The organism is candidate division TA06 bacterium (assembly GCA_016235665.1).
In the GTDB taxonomy this organism is placed as follows: Bacteria; Edwardsbacteria; AC1; order AC1; family EtOH8; genus UBA5202.
In genome coordinates, this window is sequence record JACRJI010000016.1 from 302410 (window position 1) to 319275 (window position 16866).

Consider the following 16866-nt stretch of genomic DNA (forward strand, 5'->3'; position numbering starts at 1 on the left):
ACATATGATTTTACCAAATATTAGGCAATAGCGTCAACATAAAAAACCTCTACATATGAGGCATCAAATAACATTTGGTATAGCAATAAACCATTAAGGTCTTGACCAGTACTGGTCAAGACCTTAATTTTCAACAACGATGATATCCCTTTTTAAAAATTATTAAGTCCTTCCACATCCCCAGCAAAAGGATCGTTTGCCGTCTGATATGCATAGCGCAATACGACCTTCTTAGTGGCAATACCGTTTGGAACAGTAACAACGTCATATAAACTATCTACTGCGATTTTTGCATAATAATTTGTAAATGATGACGTTGTTGGATTCCAACGGCTGGTTAGTATTTGATAAGCATTGCCAACGGTTAAAACGACTGAACGGGAATCGCCTGATATACTGGGAGTTGAGGTTCTCCAACCGCCGGGGAGATCTTGGATTACTGTGGTGCGACCATTAAAAGCCCAGATCCACTTATCGTACAATAAAATCCCTTCGAATTTTGGACTAATCATTTGGACTTGGGTCCCTCCCGCAGCTAATTGAGCTATAATATCCACCGAACTGGCTGTGGTCTGGTCACTTAACAATCCCACACCCGTATGGCGGTTAACTATTGTAGTATCCTTAGCGGGAGCCACGGACCAACCTATCCTAATAAAACTGGGAGGGTTATAGGCTAATCCAAAGTTACCATAAGAGTTAACAGTCAAGCTTACAGGAGTTGCTGTGCTGTCCTCGACTGAATCAATGTATGCACGGTTTAAAGTTTTATACTTGCTAGCTAAACCCGTGTTAACATCAAACCCCATCATGCAATAAGTTGAATCTCCCGTCACATACGCATACAGAGTCATAATCCCTTCTGGCCTTGGGGAGCTCATAACTGTCTGGCTGTTACCCGAAAGCGCTCCATCAACCATTGAACGAATTGCTATATAATATATGGTACCTTTCTGTAATATTTCCCCTGATTTTAATCTATCAAAGGTGCAAGAGTCCGTGGCTGTCAATCCACCTGCAATCTGGTAAGCAATCAAACTATCGGTAGGTAAACTGGCAAAACCGTTTGCCCGGGTGGTACAGTAAACATAATAACCTCCGAAACCGGATTGAGATTCTGCGTCAGAGTTTGGTGTCCATTTGACAGTAATTGAATTTACACCTGGATAAGCTACAACGGCTGCCGGAGAATAGTCAGTTTCCATTGTGCTCGTTGCCATATCCCTTTTAGAGCATCCATGCATTACTATTGACAACGCACAGATACATATTAGCATGAGTAGACGCTGATGACCCCGCATGATAACCTCCTCATTAGTTAGGGTTTTATTTTTATTTTATTACTGTCGTTTATCACTTAACAAGAACAAAACGGCCGAACATTGGCGCTTCAGAAGTTATGATCTTATATATATATATACCTCCGGCAACACTTGAAAAGCAATTGCCTTCTGTAATCCATTTAAAACTATAATTGTATATAGCCTCCGTTGAGAGATACTGCCTGTTAACCATATTGGGCATGGCAACTACTTGCCCCAATAGATTAAATACTATTATCTTGGGCTGGCTGTCAGATTTATCCCTCACTACCCAATTTACTTCACCTGAACATGGATTTGGCCATAACTGATGTTTAATAATTTTTCCAGTGATCAAAATGGCCGGAACGCTCCAATGACCTTTATTCCCTATGCCATCTATGGCTCGAATTTGATACTCTGAAACAGGCGTGATTTGCTGGGTTACAGTAAAAAAGGTATCCTCTGTTTGTCCAATAATTGTACTATCTTTTGTGTAAACAGGACTTTTTATGTCATCTATAAAAACCCACCCTGAAGACTCTGTACTCCAGGTCCACCTGATCCAATTCAGACCTATAGGCAACTCCTGATAGTAATAATTCCAAGTTGTATCCAAATAACCGGGATATCTCGCCAATGTATCCCAACCAATCAAGGTATCATTAGAGGCCAGAAGATAACAGTACCCCCGTTGAGCCTTCATCATCCATCCAATCCCGCCGTTGCTGTCAATTTCTACAGGTGCTGATGTTGTAATGACGCCATTGGTTGAATAATATGCGTATTCTGAGAGATACCCGGCATTAAAGCCAGCCCGGGAGAAACCGTTTAAAAATAACTGGCCCGTACCCCCGGTTTCAGCATTGTCAAAAAACGAATTAGTTGTCCCTGTGATTCTTCTGACCTGATAGACATCAATCCGATTTTGATCATAACTGGCATTCCAGCTCAACCTGTAACAATTATCCAAGGCTTTATCAAGCCTAAGGTTCTGAACAATTGGAGCCGACACATCCGGAATACCTATCAAACTGCATAAATATTTATCCCAACTACTCAACCTGGTCCAGTTTAAATGCCAGTATTCCTTTATCCTGCTGTTAAAGCTATAACCAGAGGCTGCGAGCCATACCGACAAACCATTTGACCTTTCATATCCGCCGGAATTATGGAATTCAGCTAAAATGCATTCCAGTAATTTATTTTTTAATATTATTGCTTGCCCCGAAAGTGTACCCCCGATATGATTCGAGAAAAAGCTTAACGCATCAAAAAGGTCATAACTATCAAACGGAGAAAATCTTTGAACCGAATCTGTCATGGATTGAACATCAACCAATCCGGTATTGCTGGAAATCGAAGCCTGGTTCACAAATTCACTGCATTCCCCGGTCCATGCCGTCAGCTTTTCAATATCAACCGCCGAAAATGTCACCCCGGGGTCTGATAAGTATTCTGTGCGGCAGGAATTGACAACCTTAACAGATAATTCTTCAGGGGAAAGGCCTGCGATTTCTTTAAAAGCAAGATCATATGGTATGCCATTTAGCGGAAACATGGCCTGGGAGCCAACTACAAACCGGCTAAGATCTTTATACTCCATCAAGACCTCAACCATCTGCATGCCGCAGGCATCCATAGCTATCAAATCAAATGGCTTTCCCAGTTTTGCTACAATTCCGCCGACAGCCTTTTTTAGCTCACCCTGGGAAACAGACAGGTAATCTAAATATAGTTCATCATATCCGATATACTTTTCGTCTTTGCTCCAACCGTCACCGTGATCCCATAAAACCAACATGTTGTATTTTGACGGGTATCTGTCTGCCGTCCAGACACCAAAATTGATCAATGCCTCGGGGGTGCCGCTGTTTACATCTCCCAAATAAGCCAATAAATGCAAACCTTTGCTGTCAACTTTATATCGTTTTGCACCCTGGTCTGAATCTATCTGAACAATGAAGTTAACTCCAAACATGTCCTGATTCTTTTGTAGTTCTTCAAGATCCTCCAATGCATAACGATAAAGGGTATTATGGGACATGAAGTACAGCATCACGGTCCATTGTTGGGCGTAAGCTGTAATTTCAAAGAGCAAAAAAGTCAATATTACAATAAATAATCGCTTCATAAGCTACCTAACAAATACCGCGCTGGTCTGTAAAACAAACCTTCTGATAACTATACAACCAACCAAAAGAAAACTGCTTAATAAATGGACCCGTCTACGCCAATATTTTTGGCTAGAATGCCAAGGCAAGAGCTATGCGATGCGCCGCTTCCAATGAACCGTAATCGGCATATGCATAGTCTATCTTGGTTTTGACCATACCAAACCCATAATGAACGCCAAAACCAAAGGTCGGACTGTAAGCATTGTTATCATCCCTGGCATCAATATCAATTCTCAAACCGCTACGGACAAAAAACATCTTATTAAAGGAGTATTCTGCTCCGATGTTTTGCTTTTCGCTCCCGTCATTGGGGTGGACATAATCCAATGCCGCGGTTAATTTATGGCTTGCTCCGTCAATAAGGTCATATGCACTACCCAATCTGTAGGTCAGCGGCAATGATGATGCGTGGGCCAAATAAGCCACCCTTTGAACGGAGGTTTCAGTAACCGGCAGGTTATTATATACAGCATCTGTTTCCAAATGGCCGCCTCTAAATGTTATATCACTGCCGAAATTGGTCATCACGGCAGCCAGACGTAAGCTTCTAAAACCGGTTTGGGCGCTTACCCCTAGATCCATGGCCATCGCTGTGGCTTTGATATCCCAGATCGTTTGCTGAATATATTTGCCTACGATTCCAAAAGCCACTTTATCAGTAAGGTTTCTGCCGTAACCCACCGAAAATTGCCAGTCGTAGCAGCTAAAATACTCCCCGGTGCCGTCAGGATTTTCGGTATTGGTGATTTCCATTTCCCCCATATTTAGGACCGTGATGTCAAAACCAATATTGCCAGCACCACCCATCGGTACGCAATAGCTGATAAACTCATGCTTCGTCTCTGCCAGCCAGTTGTTGTGAGTGAAAGAAATCTCCTGTTGTTTTACCTTGGCTAAAGCAGCAGGGTTCCAATAAATGGACGTAGCGTCATCCACTACAGCTGAGAAAGCCTCGGCCATTCCCACAGCCCGGGCGCCAGCTGCAATTTTAAGAAATTGGGCACCCGCCATACCCACTTTGGAAAAAGTGACAGCATGAGCCACCCCAGCCAGAAGCAGGATGACCAGCGCTGCTGCAATTTTTTTCTTTATGAACATTTTCCTCAATCCTTCCAAATGTATCGCGTTTTTTGTTTTTCGTTCCAGATTCTTTAGTGCCGCCGGAGTTTTGCAGGTCCGGCGACACTTAAAATTGCCTGATATTATTTTACTTGATGACAGCAAACTTGCCAATATGGGTCCCAATTCCTGGAGCGCTTACGTGATAAATATAAACTCCGCTGGCAATATTCTGGTTATTCATTGTCAACATAGGATCCCACCAAGCCGTACCGCCCTGGGTTGTCTGGCTGTCGTTCTCGTGTTCAAGTACTTTTATCAAGTTTCCGGCGATGGTGAATATTTTTATAGTGCATTTGGCCGGCAGGTTTATAAATTGTAATTTTGAACGTTCATTGGAGGTTTCCCAGGTGTTTCGGACCAGGTAGGGATTGGGCACCACCTTAACCCGGGCCCAATCAACCACTGTAGTCCAGGAGGCTTCTTTCACGGATATCACTTGATACTCGCCTTCGGTGGGAACCGTAACGCCAAACGGATAGATCCTCCAAATTTCACCTTCAACCGGATGGGTGGCCCAGGTCATGTTCAAACCTACTCCGGTCTTGTTTGGGTTATTGAAATAAAGCCGGATCCCGCAAACGTTCATCCATTTGCGTGCAAAGCTTGAAGCCGAACTCATAATGGTTCGTCCCGTACCGGCCGTAGTGGCTCCAAAATTCCAACCGCTGGTAGTTATGGCGCCGAGGCTTAAAGTGTCGGATTGAATCAAAGTGTTGTTCGTTTCATCCCAAACTTCGCAGCTTAATGTATCGTTGCTCACTAGAGTATCTCCGCCGCCTTTAATAACATGCCAGATGATCTTTAGCACCGATCCCCTAAAGGCCCATCTCCAGTCATTAGAAACATAACACCAAGTTGTATCTGTTCCGCGATACCATGGCTCAACCTTATAAATTCCGAACGAGGACGGGGTTACATTGGCAATCTGGTTCTTTACCGTTATATAATTGCCGGATGGTGAATACAAAAAGGCCGGCTTTACCCATCCCACCACGGTGGAGTCGTAAGTTAAACTTACAGTGGTTAAAGGAATGATGATTGAATCGTTGGCATCCAGAACTTTATATGATATCTGCGGGATATACCAGCCATTGCTTCCCTTAGCCCCGCGGGTAACCGGCCCAAAAACCTGTTTGTATGAAGCTGTTTTTACCAGTTTGGGAACGTCAAGCGAGGGGGTGACAAACAGGCTTTTACCGTATGATAATCCGCTGTTGGCTGTGACCATCCAAGAAGAAGGCACATAATCGCCAGGGTCGGTGCGCGGTATCACAGACCTTACATTGCCGCTTATGGCTGTCTCAAAATATTGTCCTGTTTTGTTTACGATAGAAGTAATATTTGTGGCGGAATCGGTGGTTTTAACGGAATTGAAATTTATTCCGTAAGCGGTCACCGAGTAATAGTATGTGTTACCGTTTATTAAATTTTCGTCATTATAGGAATAACTTAATCCGGCATTGTCGGCGTTGGTCGCAAAGACAGAATCGAGGCCTTGGTCGCTGACAAAAAGACCTGTAGTTCCGCTGGGGATGTAAGCGGGATTAAACTGGTAGTAATTGGTCAACCCTGTGAACAGGGTGTCAGGCCCCATTATCTCCAGCCCTCTTTTTGTGACTTTGAACCTGTTGGCAATATCCCACTGTGACATCAATTGCCAAGCAGAACCATCAAGGCTTTTATACAGTTTGATGCCCTCAAAGCTGTATTTACGATAGTTGGGATCAAACTTGCTGACATCTAATGTGTCTTTTGTCACTACCCTGTAATAATATTTAAGCCCGGCATCGTAATTCATTAAGCTGCTATCAGGGTTTGTTAAACTGCTGTCAGGCAGGTCCCACGAACTTTTATCCCAGCTGATCAAGGCCTTGCGATTGCCCGCTATCACAGTCAGTCCAGGGGCTTTGGGTGGTCCCGGCAATAGCCATCCCAGATCGTAAATAGCCTTGGCGGTTTTGGCTTTTTGCCTGAGTTCTTTGATTGCCAAGGTATCATCAACACCTAGATTGCTGTAATCAAATTTGGCACAAATCAGCGCCACAATGGTTCTGGCCGATGTTCCGGGATATAGATCTATGGGTCCCGTGGATTCCATAAACCGCTGGTCATTTGGGGAAGGTTTACTGTCCAGCCGCTTAAAAATCCCGGTCATATAATCGTATCCTGCCAATTCCTGATATTGCTCGACATCGGTGGGCGGATCTATTGCCCGATTGAACACCTTAAATGCATAGAGCCCAATCTTTTTGAACGATCCATCCGGCAACGTATCCCAAGGTCCGGCGGGGGGCTCAATGTGCCATCCATCGGGTGCGGTAAAGCTTTTATTGGGCACCGGGCTTTCTAAAAACATAAAACCTACGCAGCCTGGTTGTTGGTTCCACCCAGGTTCACTGTTGATGCTATTATACTGATAACCCATGTTAGTGGTGGAATCCCAGTAGCATACGTCATTTTGGTAGGGATCGGCTTCGCCTCCAATGTCGCAGTCTGTGGTCGGGGCCAGATATGCATCGAAAATGGTATCCGGGCCGGTATTTTTTACGTCGAATATGAAGAAGATGATGTCGGTGTTGGAGGGATAATTCCACTGGTAGGTGGTCTGGGTAACCTGGATTTTTAAAGGACGTCCGGTCAGGTGGTTGTTGACATTATAATCATTATACTGACACCAGGTATCCTCAACTGAATTTACCACGCTATTCCCGTCTTTAGCGGCCCAGCCTGGCTCCAGGGACGAATATAGCTTAGCAGCAGACGAGGTGGGGCTTGCAGGCACCCCTGCTACCACACCGCCCGGAGTGTATTCATACTTGGAGTTGCTGGGATTATAACCCTGGGTTACCAAAGTATCACGGGTCACCCCAGGTATGATTCTGACGGTCTTGACCTGGCCTCCCACCCATAGCCCCCAGCCAAACACGTAATTCATAAGGGGAGCTATCGGGTCGCCGTTTCCGTCCCGGGCCGGTGCGGGCCAAAAACAAAATGGATTACTTCCGCCTTCTACCTGACATAACTGACCGAAATTGGTTATGCCTGCCATGATGTTGTTTTTATACAGCCCCTTCCAGTTGTATACTTTTCCTGAATTTTGGCCGCTGTTTTCAACCGAGGGCCGGGCATAAGCACTGCCCGCAACCAAGGCAAATACTGCAATAAGCAGCAGGCTTAGGCACAGGGCACGATTTAATAGGGTTTTCATATTTGCCGTTAACCTCCTAAAAGTATTTTGTTGCAACGTTGCCTTTAATCGTTAAAAGTTTACGCTGACGAAGAGCCTCAGTTCACGCCCAACTCCATAGGGGAATCCGTTAGCGCCATGCTTGGAAAGTTCCTCGTTGGATTTAAGCGCGGCGTAATAATGTTCCTCGGCCGAAACATAGTCGTCGTGGTTCAAGTCAGCCCGGTAATTATAGTACGGATTTGGGCTGCGGGGATCATTGTCTAGGTACCGTGTAATGGGCTGTCTATATTGTTCTAAAAGGCCTCCCGCTAAGGCACCGTTATCAATCGGGTCGCCGGTATTGGAATAGACGGTATTTACATTTTTGTTGTTGAATAAATTCTCGATTTCCGCCACCAGATTATAATTCAGGCGCCAGATGGAAAAAGACCGGCTCAACCGCAGATTGGTGCTAGTAGTCCAAGGCATACGTGAACTGTTGGTGATTTCAAGCTTTTTTCCCTTGGAAGTGGTCCGGGTGTAGGGCAGGCCGCTGGCCAAAGTTGAAGACAGGTTAACACTGAAATTTTCCAATGGCCTGACACCAAACAACTTGGGTCCGTCGCCTTTTTCGGTATTAAGCGAAATATCGGCCATAAGGTTATGTCTCTGATCGAATTCCAAATAATAATCCTGGACCGGCACCCAATCGGTACCGGAAAAATACTGGTAATTGGACAGCTCGCCTACCCATGAACTGCTGCCCTTGGCCACCGATAGGCCGTAAGAAGCGTTACCCGACAACATTCTTGTGAACTGCATGTTCAGTTGAATCTCTGCTCCCTTGACATTTCCGTATTCGGTATCCTTGTACAGATAATAGTTGCCCGAAGGAAGCACAATGTTTTCCTGACCCAGCAGGTGGTAGATATCCTTGTAATATGAAGTCAGGTTCATCAAGAATGATTGTGAGAATTGATGCTGTAAGCCGATCTCGAAAGCCACCGTCTGTTGAGCGTTCAAGTCTGGATTGCCTAATCTGGTGACAGCCTGCGAAGCAGTATTATTGATGTCGGCATACAGGTACTGCAGATCAGGACTCTGGAAGAAATGTCCGTAGGAAAACCGGAAGGCGGTCTTTTCGGAGATTGGGAAGGAAATTCCTAGGCGGGGAGATATCTTATATTTTGCCTTGGAATCCACAAATTCAATATGGGCCGCATTCGGATCCAACGGATCCATGGGGGTCAATACCTCATAATCAACCGGGCGCTTGGCATGGGCCGACAGCAGGTCCATCCGCACGCCGACATTGACGATCATACCCTTGAATTCCATTTTATCCTGAACATAACCGTTGGCTTGGAACGGATAATAGGTGTAATCGTCAGGAGAGAAAAGATAATAAACGGTTCCGTCTTCTCTGATGTCGCTGCTGGCAGGATAGCTAACGCTGTGGAATTTTATCTTATTGAATTTAGTCTCTGCACCAGCTTTCAACTGATGCAATTTGTTAAGCTGGGTGGTAAAATCGACCTTGCCCAGCGCATATTCCGACTGGCGCTGTGACGGGAACGGAAAGTCTCCTCCCACAAAGAAACCGTTTATGCCGTAGGGATTCAATGTGGGGTCGCTGGTATAATATGTGGCATATCCATCCGTAGTGTCTCCGTTGTATAACGGACTGTTGGGATTGGTGAAAAATTTCCTGGCATAAAACTCTTTGAACTCGTAATCGGAAAACCAACCCTCATACCCTTCTTTGTTGTATTTCCGTACGCCATTGGTGGTCTTGGTCATGAAATAAGCCAAGTTGGCCGTATAAAAAGCATCCTTGCTGAGCATATGGGTTATGGTGGCCTGGAATTGCTGACTTTTCTGCAAAGTTGAACGTTTGTGGGCACTGTTATAATCAAAATCATGATTGACCGACCATCCTTCATTGCGGCCTCTCTGGGTCCGGGAAACAAAACCACCCAGGGTCACCTTAAAGAAGCTTTTGTCCATGGTCAGCTTGGCCTGTCCAGAGTAGAATTCGCGCTGGGTGTTGGGATAAAAATACATTTCCCTGTCATACGCATAGCGGTTGATTTCGCCTGAGACAAAGTACTTGAAGTCTTTGAGCAACGGAACCGGGCCGCCAACATTGGCTTCTATCCCATGATATCCCCGGTTGAGCACATCCTCTTTTGGCAATATACCGTTGGTTGCATACCTGAGCATGCCCTCGTGTTTGCTGCTGCCGCTCTTGGTGACAACGTTGACCACGCCGGACATGGCCTGGCCGTATTCGGCGTTAAAGCCGCCGGTGATGACCATGACCTCTTGAATAGCATTGGTATTAATTTGGGCTCCGCTTCCCCCGACAACCTGATCCTGGGTGGAAAGCCCATCCACAAAATAGGCAATCTCGTTTGAGCGTCCGCCACGGATGTGAGCGCCGCTGGTGGCTCCGGAACTTCCGCCCTCGGAACTGACCACGCCCGACTGTTTTGATACCACATCGGCGTAGCTGCGGACACCGGCCATATTCTCAATTTCCTTGGTGGATACTGTTTTTGTGGTGCTGGTGATGTCGGCCCGGACCTGCATGGCGTCTCTCTGCCCAGTAACCACGGTGCCTTCCATCTCAATGATGGTGGGTTTCAGCCGGAAGTTCACGGTGGTGGTCAGGTCCATGATGGCCTTTAGACCGGTTATCGTCTGCGGTTCGTACCCCATCATGTTGGCTTTGACCGAATAGGTGCCGACAGCGATATTGATGATGGAGTATCTCCCGTCGATATCGGTATTGGCGCCCATGGGAGTACCTAATATTGTGATCATTGCCCCGGGCAATGGTTCTTTTGTCTCAGCGTCTACGACAACGCCGGAAATTTTCCCCGTAGTGCCGCCTAACGCTACGCCGCTGACGATCAATGAAACCATCATCGCCGCCAACAGAACTTTTAAGGATTTCACCTTCATGGTTCCTTTTCCCTCCTTAAATAATATTTGTTTATTTTTCTTTAATTTCAAAGCAACCCGTATCTTATTATAATCTTTTTTGCAATGTGTTATGCATTCCAAAAAAGCAATCGCATTCAATTTCAGTATTTTTTCTGGGGATTGTATGTCCGCTGTTTTTACTGGTTTATGTATGTGGGACCGATATGGTGGGGTTTTTTAAACCCCACCATATCTTATCTGAAAAATTAAGCAGCTATTTAACGAACTTACCTGACCACCACTAACTTCTTGGTAGCGGTGTTGCCCAGAGATTTCAGGGTGTACAGATATACGCCGTTGGAAACCTTCTGGCCGTTCTTGTCACAGCTGTTCCAGCTTACCTTGTTGGCTCCGGCATTGCCCCGGCCTTCCAGGACGTTGACCGGCTGGCCCAGGATGTTGTAGATAGTGATAGAGTAGCTGCCAGCCTTGGGCAGGTTGAACGCGATCTCGGCGCTCCCCTTGACCGGGTTGGGTCGGGACTGGTTGAGGGCGAAGCTATGCACCGGCTTGGACTGGGTCTGGCCTTCTACGCCAAAGAGTGAGTCAATGCTTGTGCCGCCATAGGTAAAGGTATACACGTCGCTCCAAGCTGAGGTGGTGCCGAGGGTAGCGTTGACCCTCCAGAACCATTTGCCGGTGGCAGGCATGCCGACGGATGTGAATTCATTGTCTTTGGTAAAATACTTGCCAACTCCGGTTGCGAAGGTGCTGTCCTGGCTGGCTTGGGCTTCGTAGATTCCGCCGTAGCCGAAACCGGTGCTCCAGGAGAAATACAGGCTGTCGCCGGCCGGGGCCAGGGTGGTGTCGCCGGTGCCCATGGGCTTGCCCACGCTGTAGATCAACGGGGTGTTGACCAGCGGACCTACGCCGGTGGCCAGTATCTCGGTAACCGGTACCGAGAAGTGATACAGCGGGCCAAGGCCGCCGGCATCCGGAGTCTGAATTCCGTCGCAGGCTATGATGTGAACCGCAGTGCCGACCTCGCGGGACATTTCCTGGGGATACATGTCATAGGTTTCCAAAGTGTCGTATTCAACAACCGTATAAGGCAAGGTCCAGTGGTCGCCGCCGTCGGTGGATGCCGCCACTAGGATTCCATTGGTAGCCGTAGAGTGGCCGTTATCGCACCAGGAAACGAACAGGTTGCCGGAAGCATCGGCGCCGATCGAGGGATTCCCGGCATAGACGCCGTCTCCGGTGATGGGATCCTCAACTCCGGTGACCCTGGTGACCTTCCAGCCCTGGCTATAGTCGCTGGGATCCTTGGGAGTTGCATGAAACATACCCGAGCCGTTGGGACCCATCAAAACGCCTTCATAATCTGTCAGGTCAAATGCCAGATGCGGTACGCCGTCCACCATGATGGCGTCGTAGTTATACCACCAACAGGCGCCTGCGAACTGGGGAAGCAGGGTCTCGGGAACGATCGGAATGGGACCGGTAAAGGTCACACCGCTGTCTGTGGACATCCAATAGACCGGCTGGTTGGCATCGCCGCTGAGGTCGAATGACATCCAAGGCAGCGGCATGAAGGCAATCACGCTCTCCTGGTGGGCGTAATGCATCAGGATCGGGCCAAAGGCCCAATCCCCGAAGGTGGGATAAGCAACCATCCGGCTGGGATTCCAGGTAGTGCCCATATCATTGGAGAAAGTGGCCCAGGCTGTTCCCAGTGTGCCGTTGTCAAACCCGGAAACGGACATGCAGCTGCCATTGCGGTTCAGGTTGGGAATCCAAAGGTTGGCGTCAGAGCTGTTGGATATCTGGTAGGATGTAAACAAACCATCGCCCAAACTTCCTTCCTCGCGGCAATAATACATCTGCATTTCGTTCTGCCGGTGATAGGCCATGTGAAGGGGCCGGTATATCCCGTTGCCCTCGTCGTTGTCGCCCACCACAGCTGCAGGATAACGGGGACGGGCGGTGTTATCAACCAGATTGTTGGTCCAGGTGGCGCCGCCATCCAGGGAATAGGCATGCCACAGAGCATAGGTAGCAGCAACGCCGCGCAGGTAGGCAATCTGGATGGTGTCGTTATCCAGGGTGGCGCCGGGGCTGCATACCATGTTGCGGGCCGAGGCTGACATAATGGTGCGGATGTTCTGGATGGTGTCGACCACGGAGGTGAGGACCGCTTTGTTTCCAACCACATTGATCTTAGCCGGACCCATTCTTGGGGCAGTTGAAGTATTGTCCTCTATGGTATTCATCGCTTTGGGTGCTGCCTGGGCCTGGTAGGCAAAGCCCAGCATCAAAGCCACAGCCAATACCAAAATCAAACTTTTTTTCATGTTTTGGTCTCCCTTTTTAAGTTGAAAATTAGTTTTTTACCGGCGTGTTTTTTTAGCCGGTTTTACCGTATTTTTGTCTGGCTTAAAACAGGATTCTTTGCCGTCACCTCCTTTCCTAATCTCTTGTCAAATATATTTTTCTGCAATTTTTAAAAGGTTATCACTTTTTAACCAAATTGTCAATAGCTTACAAAAAATATTTAAAATATTTTTTTATTGGAACGGAAAATCAGGGGATACCTCCCATTGCCGGCTGGCCCTGCTCAGGAAGGATCTGAATTACATCCGTTTTCCTCCCCTGAAATTGGCTGTTGGAAACATTTTCGGTTGGCCTGCCGTAGTGTTGGCAGTCTGTCTACCGGCTGGTCCATCGGGTGTACACCAGACCGGCAATGATGGAGATGAAACCGGCCAGAAAGATTCCCACCGCTTCCATGCTTCGGCTCTGGCAGAGCTGCATCAGCTGGTCGGTGCGGGAGGGATCAAGCCGGGGATAGATGGCCAGCGGCAGAAAATGGAACAGTGCGCCCAGGCCCAGGAAAATGGCGCCCGCCAACGGCAGCACCCAGATGACCGAGGGGCGACGGATGATGGCCAGCAGCCGTTTTAATATCCGGGAATAATATAGGAACGAAAGTCCGAACAAGGCCACAGCCACGGCAAAAAGCAGTTCGGCTGGTATAGAGACTTCCATTTGACGACCTCCTTGGCTTGTGATTTAAAAAATAGTGCGATTTGAAAAAACTAATCCAAGCTATTCGGTATCTATAGGGAATGCAGCACGCACACCGGAGCATGAGCGAAGGAGTGGAAAATATAAAAATATTCCTGGTTTCCTGGTAAAAAACCCGTGCCCTCCGCAGCGATTACTTGGCCGCGACGGCGGGCTTAGCAGCAACGCCTGGAGTAACGGCCGGGGCTGGCTTCTTTACCGGAGTGACCACCTTCTTGAATTTGAGCGCGCCCAGGAATGACAACACCCCGGACAGCAGGAAGAACGCGTAAGCGATCCATGACTGGATGACGTTGAGCTTGACCTGGCTGGCAAAGGCTATGATCTGGATCACCGCGTAGACCAGCACCCCCGAAGGAGCGAAGATCATGTACTGCCAGTTGGTCTTCTTGCGCAGTACGGTCTCGTACTTCCGGGCGATCAGCCCGAACAGCACGCAGGCCACCCACAGCAGGATGCTTCCCGAGATGGTGACCAGGTTGGTGACCGTTACATACCACAGGTATTCGCCGGGATACAGCAGTTGTTTGAACATCTGTTGACCCTTTCGTTAATAGCTTGTAGCTCTCAGCTTTTTTATTTAAGCAGTATCATCATTTTATCCGCCATCTGTTTGGCGGCCGAAGGCCCGATGATCATGGCGGCGTCCTTCTGCATCCCGTAACAGAATTTCATCACCGGATCGCGCTGGAGTTTTTCCTTGTTGACCTTGTGGTCCGTCATTTGATTCTGGAAGATATCCGGACCCAGCTCTCCCAGGAACTCTTCGGCTATCACCAATATTTTATCCAGCACCTCAGGCTCCAGCGGTGCTGCCGGAACAGGGGCGGGCTTGGAAGGTGCCGCCGGCTTTGCAGCAGGAGGGGGAGCGGACTTTGGCGGGGCCGCTGGAACCGGAGCAGCGGAAGCTTGCGCAGGGACCGGGACAGCAGGAACCGGCGCTGAAGCCTGTACCGGAGCCGCGCTTACGGGAGCTGGTTTGGGTGGAGAGGCCAATGGGGCTGCCGAAGCGGAAACGGACGGGGCTGGCGCGGACGGAACCGCAGAAAGGTTTTTGATCTCGATCAGGGCGCCGTCCAGGGCGGCGTCTATCACCGCGGCGTCGGCGGTGGCGTCGGTCAGAAGATTCAGGTAACCCTTGTCGGTGCGGCGGATGAACAGCCGGATGCCCCGGGAGTTGACCATCATCTTGGCTATCTGAAACTGGGCCACCTGATTTAGCGCGTCAAAGGTCTGGGCCAGCACCATCACCGCCCTCTGGGCATTCTCCTTGACGAAACTTTTGGAAAGGGTCTGGGAAACGAAACTGTTGTCGTCGCCCACAAAGAAACTTCCGGTCACGCCCTGCTGGCTGGAAAGTCGTATGAGGATCTCTTCCATATTCACTGCCTCACCTCTTTTCCGTTGCCAGCCGCGAAATCACGGTCTGAAATTTTTGTTTGACCTCCACGAAACCCAATGAAGCAATGGCCTTCTTGCAGGTCAGGTTGACCAGCTTTTCAAAGGCATCGCCCACTTCTTTTTTGGATATGTCTGTCTTTACCCCCTCGTTATAAGTGATATGGCCCGGACCGGCGGCCACCATTCTGGCCAGCCGTCCTGGTGGATCCACGTTCTTGAGCTCGCGGGTCAGCATCTCCTGCCAATCGGCGGCCTTATCTCCCTTGGCCCCGAACTCCTCCAGCAGCAGGTTGACCAAAATCATCTTTTGCTTCAGCAGTTCCTCGGCCTCGGAGATCTCGGCCATCTTGCTTTCCGACAGCAGGTCCAACGGACTGGGCTGCAGCACCCACCAAGGTGACAGGGCCGGATCCAGATCCACTCCCAGGTAGACCGTCTCGTGGGGCAGGATCAGCATTTTATGATCTTTGCCCTCGGCCAGCACCGAGCTGAGCTCGCCCAATTCCAAATTGGAGGAAATGACCTCGGCCGCCGAGCCCAAAAAGGCCACCACGTCGCCCAGATTGGACGGCGCGCCGGCGGAAGCCTTGACCATGGTTCCGTCCTCCTTGGCCACCGCCACGGAGTGCCGGACAGCCTCCATCTTTAAAACACTTTCCACTAACTCGGCCGGGTCTTTAGCCATAGGGGCTCCTGCATTAATTAAGTATGCTGGGAATAATGACAGATCCGGTAACGGAGCAGAGCAACAATTACTCCCTGGTATTCTATTTAAGCGAGCGGGCCTGGGCGGTCTGGTGCTTATGCTTGCCCAGCATCGGTCCGTATTCCTTCAATCCTTTTTTATGAACGGCGTCGGACAGCCGTTCCCAGATCTCTATCATCTCTTCTTTGGTGACGTCGGAAAGCGGCCCTGGCACTATGTTCAGCCGGTCAGCCCCGAATTCCAGATGCCGCGCCATCCGCCCGCCCTTGTCCAATTCGGTCAGGGTGGCGGTTAACAGTTCCAGGTATGGGGCCACCCCGGTGCCTTTGACGCCAAATTCGTCCAGCAGCAGGTTGACGAAATTCACCTTGTCTTTAAACAGGCGCTCCATCTCCTTGGGATCCATCACCAGGTTCTTGGCCAGCAGCCAGGCCACGGTCTTGACAACTTCGAACATCCCCAGTTTGCTGTCGGTCACGATCTGCCGGATATCCCGCTTGCCGTTGACCAGGGCCATGATGGTCCAGTCGCTGCGGCGGATAGTGACGGCCGATTCTTCGGGTGCCTGGGCGGTGCGGGCCAGCACGGTGTCCAGCGGCGGCAGGGATTTAAGGATCTCGGCCATTTCGATGCGGCGGCGTTCTCCCTCTTCCAGGATCTTCCCGGCCCCGTCCTTAATGGTGACCTCGGGGGATTTGGGACCGCTGGTGTATTTGGCCTCGCCCAAAGTTTCCAGACACAGGTTGAACACCGCCTCCGGACCTTTGATGTCTCCCAAAATGGCATGGACGGTGTCGCCCTTGTCAAAGTAGACCTCGCCGAAATTGCTGCCGGCTTTGACCGTCAGCACCCCGGTCTTTTTAAAGTGGGATAAAAAGTAAATTATCTCCGAAAGAGAAAAATCGGAGAGGTCGGCCTGCAAGCCCATAATGCGGTTTGTCTTAAAATTTGATGGCTTTTGTTTAAATAAATCTC

Annotated in this window: 11 protein-coding genes; all 11 read right to left on the reverse strand. The window is 48.9% G+C overall.

Going from position 1 to position 16866, the window contains the following annotated elements; all coding sequences use genetic code 11:
* Positions 1 to 152: 152 nt before the first annotated feature.
* Positions 153 to 1205 carry a hypothetical protein gene (locus tag HZA73_11700; protein ID MBI5806686.1) on the reverse strand — a complete coding sequence of 351 codons (1053 nt, stop codon included), beginning with the start codon at positions 1203 to 1205 and terminating at the stop codon, positions 153 to 155.
* 148 nt (positions 1206 to 1353) lie between these two features.
* Complete coding sequence (locus tag HZA73_11705; protein ID MBI5806687.1) at positions 1354 to 3435, reverse strand: hypothetical protein; 2082 nt, start codon at positions 3433 to 3435, stop codon at positions 1354 to 1356.
* Between the two features lie 112 nt (positions 3436 to 3547).
* Complete coding sequence (locus HZA73_11710; protein MBI5806688.1) at positions 3548 to 4576, reverse strand: PorV/PorQ family protein; 1029 nt, start codon at positions 4574 to 4576, stop codon at positions 3548 to 3550.
* A gap of 109 nt (positions 4577 to 4685) precedes the next feature.
* Positions 4686 to 7808: a hypothetical protein gene (locus tag HZA73_11715; protein MBI5806689.1), complete on the reverse strand. Its 3123-nt coding sequence runs from the start codon at positions 7806 to 7808 to the stop codon at positions 4686 to 4688.
* Between the two features lie 51 nt (positions 7809 to 7859).
* Positions 7860 to 10736 (reverse strand): TonB-dependent receptor, encoded by a 2877-nt coding sequence (locus tag HZA73_11720; GenBank protein MBI5806690.1) that lies wholly within the window; start codon positions 10734 to 10736, stop codon positions 7860 to 7862.
* Positions 10737 to 10984: 248 nt separating this feature from the next.
* Positions 10985 to 13051, reverse strand: coding sequence for a T9SS type A sorting domain-containing protein (locus HZA73_11725; protein ID MBI5806691.1), 2067 nt, complete (start codon positions 13049 to 13051; stop codon positions 10985 to 10987).
* A 355-nt stretch (positions 13052 to 13406) separates the two neighbouring features.
* On the reverse strand, positions 13407 to 13745 hold the full coding sequence (locus HZA73_11730) for a hypothetical protein (GenBank protein ID MBI5806692.1): 339 nt from the start codon (positions 13743 to 13745) through the stop codon (positions 13407 to 13409).
* 172 nt (positions 13746 to 13917) lie between these two features.
* Entirely contained in the window at positions 13918 to 14319 is a 402-nt protein-coding gene (locus HZA73_11735) for a hypothetical protein (GenBank protein MBI5806693.1), read from the reverse strand.
* 41 nt (positions 14320 to 14360) lie between these two features.
* Positions 14361 to 15164, reverse strand: a complete 804-nt coding sequence (locus HZA73_11740; GenBank protein ID MBI5806694.1) for a hypothetical protein — start codon at positions 15162 to 15164, stop codon at positions 14361 to 14363.
* Positions 15165 to 15174: 10 nt separating this feature from the next.
* Entirely contained in the window at positions 15175 to 15870 is a 696-nt protein-coding gene (locus HZA73_11745) for a roadblock/LC7 domain-containing protein (protein ID MBI5806695.1), read from the reverse strand.
* Between the two features lie 82 nt (positions 15871 to 15952).
* Positions 15953 to 16819, reverse strand: coding sequence for a DUF4388 domain-containing protein (locus HZA73_11750; protein MBI5806696.1), 867 nt, complete (start codon positions 16817 to 16819; stop codon positions 15953 to 15955).
* Positions 16820 to 16866: the final 47 nt, after the last annotated feature.